Raw genomic sequence first — 12,991 nt, forward strand, 5'->3', positions numbered from 1 at the left:
CTCGAGTACGAGACCCTGACCGGCGAAGAGATCCGCAATCTGCTCGACGGCCAGCCGCCGGTGCGCGACACCGGGGAGCCTGCCACGCCGAGCCGCGGCTCCGCCGTCCCCACCGCCGGCCGCGGCCGGCCTCGGGAGAACGATGGCGGCATGGAGCCCCAGCCGCAGGCCTGAGAACCATCGAAAACCCTCTGATCCAGTACGCCCGCCCCCTGGCGGGCGTACTTTTTTGTTTACCTCAAAGATCTAATACTCCGTAAGGACCAGGTTGAGACCTGTAACAATCGCTTATCACTTGTGATGGCGCGCATTGGCTCGGGTCCCTTGACCGAATTCAGGGAGGTTGCTTTGAAAAAGCCAAAGCGTGGATCAGCGCTACGGAATGCGGAGACAAAGCACGTGCGGAAATACTTCGGGACCGATGGCATTCGGGGCCGCGCCAACGGCATCATCACGCCGGACCTGGCCCTGCGGGTCGGGCAGGCGGCCGGCCTCATGTTCCAGCAGCGCGGCGATTACCGGCACCGGGTCGTGATCGGCAAGGATACGCGGCTCTCCGGCTACATGATCGAATCCGCCCTTCAGGCGGGCTTCACCTCGGTGGGCATGGACGTGCTGCTCCTGGGCCCGATCCCGACCCCGGCGGTCGCCATGTTGACGCGCTCCATGCGCTGCGACCTGGGCGTGATGATCTCGGCCTCCCACAACCCCTACGAGGACAACGGCATCAAGCTGTTCGGCCCGGACGGGTTCAAGCTCAACGACGAGATCGAGCTTCAGATCGAGGCGCTGATCGATTCCGACCTGACCCGTCGGCTGGCCGGGTCGTCCACCCTCGGCCGCGCCAAGCGCATCGAGAGCGTCCAGGCCCGCTACATCGAGTTCGCCAAGCGCACCCTGCCGCGCCAGATCGACCTGGAGGGCATGCGCGTCGTGGTCGATTGCGCCAACGGGGCCGGCTACAAGGTCGCCCCTGAGGCGCTGTGGGAGCTCGGCGCCGAGGTGGTGTCCATCGGCGTTGAGCCGAACGGCTTCAACATCAACCACGACGTCGGCTCCACGGCGCCGGACGCCCTGATCCACAAGGTCCGCGAGCTGCGCGCCGACGTTGGCATCGCCCTCGACGGCGACGCGGACCGGGTGCTGATCGTCGATGAGAAGGGCCACAAGGTCGACGGCGACCAGCTCATGGGCGTCGTTGCCCGGTCCTGGAAGGAGGACGGCCGCCTGGCGCAGCCCGGCCTCGTGGCGACGATCATGTCCAATCTCGGCCTGGAACGGTACCTGAACGGCCTGGGCCTAGGCCTCGTGCGCACCGCCGTCGGGGACCGCTACGTGCTCGAGCACATGCGCGCCCATGGCTACAATCTCGGCGGCGAGCAGTCGGGCCACATCATCATGTCCGACTACACCACCACGGGCGATGGCCTCGTGGCGGCCCTCCAGCTCCTCGCCGTGGTGAAAAGCCTGGGCAAGCCGGTCTCCGAGGTCTGCCATTGCTTCGAGCCGCTGCCGCAGGTGCTCAAGAACGTGCGCTACAAGGCCGGCAAGCCCCTGCAGGAGGCCTCGGTCATCCAGGCCATCGAGGCGGGCCGCGAGACCCTCGGGCATGCGGGCCGCCTCGTGATCCGTCCCTCCGGCACCGAACCGGTCATCCGCGTGATGGGCGAGGGCGACAACGAGGATCTCGTCAATCGCGTGGTGGACGACGTGGTGGAAGCCGTATCGCAGGCGGCCTCCAGGGCTGCGGCGTAGGACGCGACGTCCGTTCGGTCGTCGGAATCAAAAAAAGCCCCGGCGATCGGCTCGCCGGGGCTTCTGTTTCGAGCCGCTTTTACGTCATCACCGGCCTCGTGCCGGTGATCCCGATTGGAAGAACTCAGCGCTTCACAGCATCGGGATGGCCGGGACAAGCCCGGCCATGCCGGGACAGGGTATTGCTTCCGGCCTGACCTTGAGGGCTGAGGGCCACTAAGCCCTCAGCCACTCGTCCTCAGATCACTCCGCCGGGTGGGCCGGCGGCACGTCCTTCGTCCGCGACGGCAGGTCCTCGCCATGCGCGACCTGGCCGGTCTCGGCACGGAGCCTGTCGAGCAGCTCGCTCACATAGGTGGCGGGCTTCGTGAAGCCGCCGAGGAGCAGGTAGATCGAGGGCACGACCAGCATGGTCAGGATGGTCGACACCGTGACGCCGCCCACGATCACCGACCCGATGGCATTGCGCGCCTCGGCGCCGGCGCCGGTGGACCAGGCGAGCGGGATGGCGCCGCCGATCATGGCGATCGACGTCATCAGGATCGGCCGAAGGCGCAGCACCGAGGCCTCGACCACCGCATCGCGCACCGAATACCCGCGCTCGCGCAGCTGGTTCGAGAACTCGACAATCAGGATGCCGTTCTTGGTCATGAGGCCGATGAGCAGGATCATGCCGATCTGGCTGTAGATGTTGAGCGTCTGTCCGGTGACGAACAGGGCCAGCAAGCCGCCGGTCACCGCGAGCGGCACCGTGAGCATGATGATGAACGGGTTGATCCAGCTCTCGAACTGGGCGGCGAGCACCAGGAACACCACCAGGAGCGCCATCGCGAACGTCACGTAGATCGCCCCGGTCGAATCCAGGAAGTCTTTGGACTGGCCCGTATAGCCGATGCGCACCTCCGCCGGCAGGTTGTCGCGCACGATCTGCTGGAGGATCTCCAGGCCCTCCCCGATGGATACGCCCGGCGCCAGGGACGACTGGATCGTGATCGACCGCAGGCGGTCGAACCGGTTCAGGGCCTGCGGGGCGGCCGATTCCGTCAAGGATACGAAGGAGGAGAGCGGAACGAGCTCGCCGTTGGCGGCACGGATGAAGGTGTTGGTGAGATCGTTGGGCGTCGCGCGGTCCTGGGCCCGGGCGCGCATGATCACGGGATATTCGTCGCCGCGGCTGACGAAGGTCGAGACTTCGGTCTCGCCGAACATCAGCTCCAGCGTGCGGCCGATATCCTCCACCGAGACGCCGAGGTCGGCGGCGCGCTGGCGGTCGATCTGGACGCGGATGTCGGGCTGGGACTCACGGTAGTTCGAGTCCATGTTGACGAACTTGCCCGTCTCCTGAGCCTTCTGCATGACGATGTCACGCCAGCCGCGGATCGTCTCGTAATCGGGGCCGCCGAGGACGAACTGGATCGGCTGGCCGAAGCCGCCGGCGCCGCCGAAGGCCGGCGGGTTGACCACCGAAACGCGCGCGCCGGGGAAATTCGATACCCTCGGGGTGATCTGACGGACGATGTCCTGCTGGCTTTCGGTCCGGTCCTCCCAGGGAACCAGGCGTACGATCACGATGCCCTCGTTGACCGGGGAGGGACGGGCGAAGCCCGGAGCGACCTGGCTCAGCATGGAGGCGACGAGGCCCTTCTCCTGCAGGGGCATCAGGGCCATTTCGACCTCCTTCACCCGATCGCGGGTGTAGTCGAGGCTCGCGCCCTCCGGCGCCTGGAGCCGGACGATGATGGCGCCGCGATCCTCGGTCGGGGCGAATTCCTTCGGCAGGGACTGAAACAGGCCGTAGGCCGACAGGGACACCAGGACGCCGATGAACAGGATGACGACCGGAATCCTCAGGGCCCGCGAGAGCAGCCAGCGATAGCCGCCGTTCATCTTCTCGAAAAGCGGCTCCGTCATGCGCTGGATCCGGCCATGCGCGGGAACCATGAGCTTGGAGCACAGCATCGGGGTGAGCGTGCGGGCGACGACGCCCGAGAAGAAGATGGAGGCTGCGAGCGTGATGCCGAACTCGCGGAAGAGCTTGCCCGTGTTGCCGGTCATGAAGGCGAGGGGGACGAACACCGCCATGAGGGTCGCCGTGGTGGCGATCACCGCGAAGCCGATCTCGCGCGCGCCGTCGAAGGAGGCGAGCAGCGGCGGCTGGCCCTCCTCGATGCGCCGGTGCACGTTCTCGATCTCCACGATCGCATCGTCCACCACGATGCCGATGGCAAGCACGATCGCGAGGAGCGTCAGCACGTTGATGGAGGCGCCGAAGAAGGCCATGACCATGAAGGCCGCGGTGATCGAGACAGGAATCGCCACCATGGCCACGATGGTCGAACGCCAGTCTCGCAGGAAGATCAGGATCACCAGGATCACCAGGGCGACGCCTTCCACCAGGGTGTGCAGCACGCCTTCGATCGAGGCGCGGATGAACTGGCTCTCGTCATAGGCGATTTCCGCCGTGGTGCCGGGCGGCAGCGAACTGCTCAGTTCATCTAGCTCCTTGCGAACCCCGTCGACCACGGACAGCGTGTTCGCGGTCGACTGACGCACGACGCCCATGCCGATGGCGGTCTCGCCCGATTGGTAGAACTCGAAGCGCGTGTCCTCCGGACCGACTTCGACCTGGGCGACTTCGCCGAGCCTGACCAGATAGCCGTTCTTGTTGGTGACGATCACCTGCGAGAACTGCTCGGGCGTCGCGAGGCGGGAATCGGTCTTGACGGTGAATTCGCGCTGGCTGGACTCGATCCGGCCGCCGGGCAGCTCCACGTTCTGGCGCTTGATCGCCGTCTCCAGGTCCTGAACGGTGAGGCCGCGGGCCGCGAGCGCGGGCCTGTCGACCCAGATGCGCATGGCGTAGCGCCGCTCGCCGCTCAGGTTGACGTTGGCGACGCCCGGCACGGTGGAGAGGCGGTCCACATAGACGCGCTTGAGGAAGTCGCTGAGCTCGAGCGCATCGAGGCTCGTGGACGTGACGCCGATCCACATGATGGCCGAGGCGTTCGCATCGACCTTGCGCACCACGGGCGTATCGGCGCCGTCCGGCAGTCGTCCGGCGACGCGGGAGACGGCGTCGCGCACGTCGGAGGTCGCGGCCTCCGGATCGCGGGAGACCTCGAACTCGATCGAGACGGACGAGCGGTCGTTCTGGCTCTGCGAGGTGATCTGGCGGATGCCCTCGATGCCGGCGACCGCGCCCTCGATGATCTCCGTCACCCGGCTCTCGATCACCTCGTTCGAGGCGCCGCGATAGACCGTGGAGACCGACACGACGGGGCGGTCCGTTTGCGGATATTCGCGGACCGGCAGGTTCATGAGCGACGCGAGGCCGCCCACGATCAGCAGGAGGCTCACCACGACGGCGAAGACCGGGCGGCGGATGAAGAGGTCTGAAACCTGCATGGCGGTTCGGCTCTATACCAGTCAGTAAAACGAAAACCTCCCGCCGGGGCGGGAGACAGAAATCACTTCCGCTCGGCCGCCTGGGCAGCCCCGATGGCCTGCGGCACGTTCAGTGAGGAGCGGGAGGGCTGCTCCCGATTGGCCGCCGGGACAGGGGCCGCCGGTGCGCCCGAGCCCACCGGGCGGGCGACGACCTCGGCTCCCGGCCGCACGCGCTGGACGCCCAGCACGACGATGGTCTCGCCGGCCTTGAGGCCATCCACCACCTCGACCTTGCCGCCCTGGCGCTGGCCGATGGTGATGACGCGGCGCTCTACCTTGTTGTCCTTCACCGGATAGACGATGTGGCGCAGGCCCTCGCTGACCACGGCCTCCTCCGGGACCACGACGGCATCGTCCTTGGTCGAGACCTCCAGGGCCACCGACAGGAACATGCCGGGCTTCAGGGCTTCGTCCGAATTCTCGAACTCGGCCGTCAGGCGCGCCGTACGGGTCGTCTGGTCCACGCGCGGATCGATGGTCGACACGCTGCCCTTGAAGGTGCGGCCCTTGTAGGCCGCCGAGATGGCGTTGACCGTCTGGCCCGGCTTCAGGCGGCCCAGCAGGTTCTCCGGCACGGCGAAGTCGAGGCGCACCTTCGACAGGTCGTCCAGGGAGGTGATGCGGGTGCCCGGGGCCACATAGGCGCCGAGGGAGACGGAGCGGGTGCCCACGCGGCCCGCGAAGGGCGCGCGGATGATCAGGTCCTCGAGCCTGGCTTCGGCCGCCTTGCGCTGGGCCCGGGCGGACGCAATGGAGCCCTCGAGCGACTTCATCTGAGCCGTCAGGTCGTCGACCTGAGCGCCAGTGCCAGCGCCGGTGCGGTTGAGCGCCTGAGCACGCTCCAGCTTGATGGCGACCTCGTTCCTCAGCGCCTCGGCGCGGCTTGCCTCGGCGATCGCCTGCTCGATCTCGGCGCGCCGTTCGGCAGCGTCGAACTGGACCAGCATGTCTCCGGCCTTGACCTTCTGGCCTTCCTCGAAGCCGATCTCATTGACGATGCCAGCCACCTTGGCGGTCACGGTGATCGATTCAAAGGCACGGACCGTGCCGACGGATTCCCGCATCTCCACGATGCGTCCGGTCTTGACCGTGTCGACGTCGACCGTTGCGGGACCGGTCGGGCCGCCGCGCCCGCGTCCGCCCTGGGCGGCCTGCTGGCCTGCGGGTTGGCTCACATACGCGCCGATCACGGGCACATTGGCCAGATGGCCGCCCTGGTAGGCGTACCAGCCGCCAAAGCCTGCTGCCCCCAGCACGGCAATGACAGCGAGTTGACCGGACACACGCATGCTCGCTCCTTACTCAGTCGTCGGCCTTTTCGGCATTTTTGGTCACAAATGTCGGAAGTTGTCCTAGCACAATATAGGCCGGGCGCTGCGAACATAACGCAGCAAACACGATGTTTTGTATTACGATTTCGTAATCTGACCTTTTGCTCCGGCGACCAATGCCTTGACCGTGGCCTTCGCCTCATTCATACCAATCGGCGGGACACCTCTCCCCACCGAGAGGCGCCCATCTGAAAGGATGGATACCATGACGAGCCTGCCCGCCGCGCGTCCGCGCGCGCCCTTCTTTTCATCCGGCCCCTGCGCGAAGCGCCCCGGATGGTCTCTCCAGAACCTCAAGACCGACAGCCTCGGCCGCTCGCACCGCGCCAAGCTCGGCAAGGCGCGCCTGAAGCTCGCCATCGACCTCACCCGCGAGGTGCTGGCGGTGCCGGCCGATTACCGTATCGGCATCGTGCCCGCCTCCGACACGGGTGCCGTGGAGATGGTCCTGTGGTCGATGCTGGGCGCCCGGCCGGTCGACATGCTGGCCTGGGAGAGCTTCGGCGAGGGCTGGGTCACGGACGTGGTCAAGCAGCTCAAGCTCGACGACGCCCGCGTGATCACCGCGCCCTACGGTGAGCTTCCCGATCTCGCGCAGGTCGATACGAAGACCCGCGACGTGGTCTTCACCTGGAACGGCACCACCTCGGGCGTGCGCGTGCCCAACGCCGACTGGATCGCGGCCGACCGCGAGGGCCTGACCATCTGCGACGCCACCTCGGCGGCCTTCGCGCAGACCCTCGATTTCGCGAAGCTCGACGTGGTCACCTTCTCCTGGCAGAAGGTTCTGGGCGGCGAGGCGGCCCACGGCATGCTCATCCTGTCGCCCCGCGCCGTGGAGCGGCTCGAGACCTACAAGCCGGCCTGGCCGCTGCCGAAGATCTTCCGCATGACCAAGGGCGGCAAGCTCATCGAGGGCATCTTCGAGGGCGAGACCATCAACACCCCGTCCATGCTGGCCGTCGAGGATTACATCGACGCGCTCGAATGGGCGAAGTCGATCGGCGGCCTGAGCGCCCTGGTGGCCAAGGCCGACGGCAACGCCAAGGTCATCCATGACTGGGTGGCCAGGACCCCGTGGATCGCCAATCTCTCCAAGGTCCCGGCCACCGCGTCCAACACCAGCGTGTGCCTCGTGATCGCCGATCCCGATGTGGTGGCCAAAGGCCCGGAGGCCGTCACGCAGGTGGCCAAGGGCATCACGGCGGCGCTCGAGAAGGAAGGCGTGGCCCTCGATATCGGGGCCTACCGCGATGCGCCTCCCGGCCTTCGCATCTGGTGCGGCGCGACCGTCGAGCAGTCGGATCTCGAAGCCCTGACGCCCTGGCTCGACTGGGCCTTCGCGCAGGAAAAGGCGAAGCTCGCGAAAGCGGCTTGAGGCCACACCTCTCACGACCGTCATCCCCGGGCACGGCCCGGGGATCCACGCCTTTCAAGGGCTGAGCTTGCGATACCGGCGGACGTGGATGGCCGGGACAAGCCCGGCCATGACGCCATGAGGTTCAACCCATGCCCGCTCCCCGCGTACTCATTTCCGACGCCCTGTCCCCGGCCGCCGTGCAGATCTTCAAGGATCGCGGCATCGAGGTCGACTTCCAGCCCGATCTCGGCAAGGACAAGGAGAAGCTCGCCCAGATCATCGGCCAGTATGACGGCCTCGCCATCCGGTCCGCCACAAAGGTCACGGCAAAGATCCTGGAACAGGCCAGAAACCTGAAGGTGATCGGCCGCGCCGGCATCGGGGTCGACAATGTCGAGATCCCCGCCGCCACGGCCAAGGGCATCATCGTGATGAACACGCCTTTCGGCAATTCCATCACGACCGCCGAGCACGCCATCGCCATGATGTTCGCGCTCGCCCGCCAGATCCCGCAGGCCGATGCCTCGACCCAAGCCGGCAAGTGGGAGAAGAACCGCTTCATGGGCGTCGAGCTCACCGCCAAGGTGCTCGGCGTGATCGGCTGCGGCAATATCGGGTCCATCGTGGCCGACCGCGCCATCGGGTTGCGCATGAAGGTGATCGCCTACGATCCCTTCCTGTCGCCGGAGCGCGCCCTCGAACTCGGCGTCGAGAAGGTGGAGCTCGACGACCTGCTGCGCCGCGCCGACATCATCACCCTGCACGTGCCGATGACCGAGAAGACGAAGAACGTCCTGTCGGCGGAGAACATCGCCAAGACCAGGAGAGGCGTGCGCATCGTCAACTGCGCCCGCGGCGGTCTCGTCGACGAGGTCGCGCTGCGTGCCGCGCTCGATTCCGGCCATGTGGCGGGCGCCGCCTTCGACGTGTTCGTCGAGGAGCCGGCGACGTCCAATCCGCTCTTCGGCCATCCCAATGTGGTCTGCACGCCGCATCTGGGCGCCGCCACCACGGAGGCGCAGGAGAACGTGGCCCTGCAGGTGGCCGAGCAGATGTCGGATTACCTGCTCCAGGGCGCGATCCAGAACGCCGTGAACTTCCCGTCGATCACCGCCGAGGAGGCGCCTCGCCTGAAGCCGTTCGTGGCGCTCGCCGACAAGCTCGGCTCCTTCCTCGGGCAGCTCACGGAAGCTCCGATCAAAGGCATCCGGATCGAATACGAGGGCGCCGTGGCGGAGATGAACACCCGCGCGCTCACCTCGGCCGCCGTGACCGGCGTGCTGCGTCCCTTCCTGCAGGACATCAACATGGTGTCGGCCCCCGTGGTGGCGCGCGAGCGCGGCATCACCGTGGAGGAGGTCAAGCGCGAGAGCGCGGCCCGCGACTACGAGAGCTTCGTGCGCATCATCGTCGATGCGGACGACATGCCGCGCCATGCGGGCGGCACCGTGTTCCAGGACGGCAAGCCGCGTGTGACCGAGATCCGCGACATCACGGTCGACGCGGAGTTCGCGCCGAACATGATCTACGTCCGCAACGACGACAAGCCCGGCTTCATCGGCCGCTTCGGCACCCTGCTCGGCGAATCCGGCGTGAACGTCGCGACCTTCGCGCTCGGCCGCGACAAGCCCGGCGGCGATGCCATCTGCTTCGTGTCCGTCGACCAGCCGGTCTCCGACGAGCTCCTGCGCCGGATCGAGGAGATCCCGCAGGTCAAGCGCGCCCGCGCGGTGCGGTTCTGAGAAGAGGTTTCGAGATGGCCTCCGTCCCGTCGCAGCGCTTCGTCCTGACGCTCGCCTGTGCGAACCGTCCCGGCATCGTGGCCGCGGTCGCGGGACATCTGTCGGATGCCGGTCTCAACATCCTCGACGCCCAGCAATACGACGACACGCAGACGGATCGCTTCTTCATGCGTGTCGTGTTCGATCCCGTCTCGGGAACGAGCGACATCGAGGCCCTCAAGAGCGGCTTCGCGCCGCTCGCCGATCGCTTCGGCATGACATGGACCCTTCGCGATCCGGGCGAGAAGCGAAAGGTCATGCTGCTGGTCTCGAAGTTCGACCATTGCCTCGCCGATCTGCTCTACCGCTGGCGCATCGGCGAGCTCGATTTCGAGCCCGTCGGCGTCATCGCCAATCATCCGACAAACACCTACAGCCATGTGGATCTGGGCGACGTGCCGTTCCACTGGCTGCCCGTCACCAAGGACACCAAGCTCGAACAGGAAGCCCGGGTCTGGGAGATCATCCGCGACTCGAAGGCCGACCTGGTGGTGCTCGCCCGTTACATGCAGGTGCTGTCGGACGGCCTCGCGGCGAAGCTCGCAGGTCGCTGCATCAACATCCACCACTCGTTCCTTCCGAGCTTCAAGGGCGCCAAGCCCTATCACCAGGCCCATGCCCGCGGCGTGAAGCTGATCGGCGCGACCGCGCATTACGTAACGTCCGATCTCGACGAGGGGCCGATCATCGCGCAGGACGTGGAGCCCATCACCCATCGCGACTCGGCCGAGGATCTGGTCCGCAAAGGGCGCGACATCGAACGGCGCGTGCTCGCGCGCGCCGTGCGCCACCACCTCGAGGACCGCATCCTGCTCAATGGTCGCAAGACCGTGGTGTTCGCGGACTAGAGCATCGGACCCAAAAGTGGACTGGCACTTTTGGGATCCATTCCGATGCTCATTCTCTGAGCTCGCGCATCGTTCGGGGCGGAAAACCGGATCCACTTTTCCGTGCGATGCGCCAGTCCTGCAGGTCACCATACCTCCCACGTCATCACCGGCCCTGTGCCGGTGATCCCGATGAGAAAGGCGCCCGAGGCCGGCCATGACGGGGAGGCTGGCATCGCGGGTGAGCGTAGCCAGGAAGGCTTGCCGCACTCCGTCCCTACCGCCGCCGTTCCGCCAGCCCGATTCCGCCGAGCACCAGTGCCAGCCCGATCGCGTGATAAAGGGCGAAAGGTTCGCCGAGCAGGACCACCGCGAGCAGGGCGCCGAAGACCGGCACGAGGTTGACGAAGAGGCCCGCCCGCGCGGGGCCGATCAGCTCGACGCCGCGGATGAAGAAAATCTGCGAGAGCAGCGAGGGGAGGAGCGCGACGTAGAGCAGGATCAGCCATCCATTGGGGGTCGGAAACTGCGCCGTGCCCTGGATCATCTCCACGCCGACCAGAGGCAGGGAGCTGGCGAAGGCCACGAGGGCCATGGCGGCGAAGAACACGAGGCCCGGCATCTCCGGACGGTAGCGCAGGCCGAGCGTGTAGACGGAATAGAACACGCAGGCGATGAGCATCCACACGTCCCCGACATTGATCGCCAGCGCCTTCAGGATCTCCCAATCGGCCTTCACCGACACGGTGATCACGCCCACCAGGGTGACGACCATGCCGATGATCTGCAGCGGGATCACCCGGGCGCGGAAGACCACGATCATGCCGATGAGCACGAAGACCGGGATCGAACCCTGAAAGATGGTGAGGTTGACGGCGCTGGTGTGATGGGCGGCGGCGTAGAAGAGCGCGTTGAAGGCGGTGAAGCCGAAGACGCCCATGACCAGGGTGAAGAGCCAGCGCGCCCGGAACTTCGCCCGCTCGGCCACGAGCTGGCGCCCGACGAGGGGCATCAGGATCGCCACCACGACCACCCAGCGCAGGCAGGTGAGCACCATGGGCGAGACCTGCCCGATGGCGAGCCGGCCCGCGATGCCGTTGCCGGCCCACATGAGCGTGGTGAGGACCAGCAGCAGGTAGGCCTGTCCCCACAGCCCGTGCCGGAGCGAATGCAGTAATTTCATCGGAGGCCGGACCTCTCTGGCGCCTCGCGGGCAGAAGCGGCTCCACTTCTGCGCGGCCGACGATGCGCCGACTCCATGAAGATCGTACCGGATCGACCCCAAGAGCGGATTCGACGTTCGGGTCCGGTACGATTGCCCTTGCCGCCGCGCGCCGTTCGGCTAAACCGGCATGACGAGGAGCGGATGACACGCATGGCCTTACGGTTTCTGGTGGTTGAGGGCAATACGCGGGGTGCAAGGCAGGCCCACAGGCAAGCCTATGGACTCACGCTGTCGGAATCCTATGCGGACGTGATCCAGGGCATCGACCGGGAGGCCGTCTGCGACATCGCTTTCCCGACGGACGAAGGCGCGAACCTGCCGGATGCGGCCGGGCTCGAATCCTATGACGGCATCGTGCTCACCGGTTCGCATCTCAACATCTATGATCGCACCCCCGATATCCTGCGCCAGATCGACCTGATGCGGGCGGTCTACGCCTCCCGCACCCCGTCCTTCGGCTCCTGCTGGGGCCTGCAGGTGGCGGCCGTCGCGGCGGACGGGGACGTGCGGCCCAACCCGCTCGGGCGCGAGGTGGGCGTCGCCCGCAAGATCACCCGGACCGAGGCCGGCCAGGGCCATCCGATGCTCGACGGCCGCCCCCCGGCCTTCGACGCGCCGGCCATCCACCTCGACATGGTGACGGCCCTGCCGGGCGACTGCACGGTGCTCGCCGGCAATGCGATCTCGCCGGTGCAGGCCGCCGAGATCCGCCAGGACGGCGGCGTGTTCTGGGGCGTGCAGTATCATCCCGAGTTTTCCCTGGGCGAGCTCGCGGCCATCCTGGGCCGCCGGACCGATATGCTCGTGACGGAGGGCTTCTGCCGCACGACCGAGGACGCCGTCGCGTATACGCAGGACCTGGCGGCCCTCGACCGGGACCCGACCCGCTTCGATCTCGCCTGGCGGCACGGCATCGACGCGGAGGTGCTCGACCCCCAGCGTCGCGTCCGCGAGATCCGCAACTTCATCGAGCATCGGGTGAAGACGGCAAAGAGCGCCCGCGGACGGGCCTGACGGGAGGGCCTGCTCTCACGGTGCCGTCCCTTCGTCTCGCCACCTTCCGCCCTTCCTCGCCACCCTCCGTCCGTGCTGGCACCCACCTGTGTCGGCCACCCTCCGCCCGTCATTCCACTCTCGACGTCATGGCCGGGCCTGTCCCGGCCAACCCGATGCGGAAGAGCGGTGTGCCTTTCCGATCGAGATCACCGGCACAGGGCCGGTGATGACGTGGGAGTGGTGGACAGGTGTGGGTGCGATGATGTTCT

At 66.9% G+C, this 12,991-nt stretch carries 8 protein-coding genes; 5 read left to right on the forward strand and 3 right to left on the reverse strand.

Annotation, left to right across the window (positions count from 1 at the left end; all coding sequences use genetic code 11):
• The first annotated feature begins 399 nt into the window (after window positions 1-399).
• Window positions 400-1,755, forward strand: coding sequence for a phosphoglucosamine mutase (glmM, locus tag KBI52_RS04875; RefSeq protein ID WP_173945153.1), 1,356 nt, complete (start codon window positions 400-402; stop codon window positions 1,753-1,755).
• Window positions 1,756-1,998: 243 nt separating this feature from the next.
• On the opposite strand, the gene KBI52_RS04880 is transcribed toward glmM, so the two are convergent.
• Window positions 1,999-5,160 (reverse strand): efflux RND transporter permease subunit, encoded by a 3,162-nt coding sequence (locus KBI52_RS04880; protein WP_210805765.1) that lies wholly within the window; start codon window positions 5,158-5,160, stop codon window positions 1,999-2,001.
• A 62-nt stretch (window positions 5,161-5,222) separates the two neighbouring features.
• A complete protein-coding gene (locus KBI52_RS04885) occupies window positions 5,223-6,491 on the reverse strand; it encodes an efflux RND transporter periplasmic adaptor subunit (protein WP_173945155.1) in 1,269 nt (422 codons plus the stop codon).
• 247 nt (window positions 6,492-6,738) lie between these two features.
• Here KBI52_RS04885 and KBI52_RS04890 point away from each other — a divergent pair, with 247 nt between their 5' ends.
• The 3 genes from KBI52_RS04890 to purU all read left to right on the forward strand — a co-directional run bounded on the left by KBI52_RS04890 (window position 6,739) and on the right by purU (window position 10,522).
• The gene (locus KBI52_RS04890; protein ID WP_210805767.1) at window positions 6,739-7,911 is read left to right on the forward strand and encodes a phosphoserine transaminase; all 1,173 of its coding nucleotides are present in this window, start codon (window positions 6,739-6,741) and stop codon (window positions 7,909-7,911) included.
• A gap of 131 nt (window positions 7,912-8,042) precedes the next feature.
• Complete coding sequence (serA, locus tag KBI52_RS04895) at window positions 8,043-9,635, forward strand: phosphoglycerate dehydrogenase (protein WP_173945157.1); 1,593 nt, start codon at window positions 8,043-8,045, stop codon at window positions 9,633-9,635.
• 14 nt (window positions 9,636-9,649) lie between these two features.
• On the forward strand, window positions 9,650-10,522 hold the full coding sequence (purU, locus tag KBI52_RS04900) for a formyltetrahydrofolate deformylase (protein WP_210805769.1): 873 nt from the start codon (window positions 9,650-9,652) through the stop codon (window positions 10,520-10,522).
• Between the two features lie 256 nt (window positions 10,523-10,778).
• Here purU and KBI52_RS04905 read toward each other — a convergent pair whose 3' ends face one another.
• Window positions 10,779-11,684, reverse strand: a complete 906-nt coding sequence (locus tag KBI52_RS04905; RefSeq protein ID WP_210805771.1) for a DMT family transporter — start codon at window positions 11,682-11,684, stop codon at window positions 10,779-10,781.
• Between the two features lie 192 nt (window positions 11,685-11,876).
• Between KBI52_RS04905 and KBI52_RS04910 the strand changes: the two genes are divergently transcribed.
• Window positions 11,877-12,740: a type 1 glutamine amidotransferase gene (locus tag KBI52_RS04910; RefSeq protein WP_173945160.1), complete on the forward strand. Its 864-nt coding sequence runs from the start codon at window positions 11,877-11,879 to the stop codon at window positions 12,738-12,740.
• Window positions 12,741-12,991 lie beyond the last annotated feature (251 nt).

The organism is Microvirga sp. HBU67558 (genome assembly GCF_018069605.1).
Lineage (GTDB): Bacteria > Pseudomonadota > Alphaproteobacteria > Rhizobiales > Beijerinckiaceae > Microvirga > Microvirga terrae.

Bases quoted from the DNA above. Each gene is read 5' to 3' on its own strand.
- KBI52_RS04905 (WP_210805771.1), bottom strand. From the start codon at position 11,684: ATGAAATTACTGCATTCGCTCCGGCACGGGCTGTGGGGACAGGCCTAC.
- KBI52_RS04910 (WP_173945160.1), top strand. From the start codon at position 11,877: ATGGCCTTACGGTTTCTGGTGGTTGAGGGCAATACGCGGGGTGCAAGG.
- KBI52_RS04885 (WP_173945155.1), bottom strand. From the start codon at position 6,491: ATGCGTGTGTCCGGTCAACTCGCTGTCATTGCCGTGCTGGGGGCAGCA.
- KBI52_RS04880 (WP_210805765.1), bottom strand. From the start codon at position 5,160: ATGCAGGTTTCAGACCTCTTCATCCGCCGCCCGGTCTTCGCCGTCGTG.
- KBI52_RS04890 (WP_210805767.1), top strand. From the start codon at position 6,739: ATGACGAGCCTGCCCGCCGCGCGTCCGCGCGCGCCCTTCTTTTCATCC.
- purU (WP_210805769.1), top strand. From the start codon at position 9,650: ATGGCCTCCGTCCCGTCGCAGCGCTTCGTCCTGACGCTCGCCTGTGCG.
- serA (WP_173945157.1), top strand. From the start codon at position 8,043: ATGCCCGCTCCCCGCGTACTCATTTCCGACGCCCTGTCCCCGGCCGCC.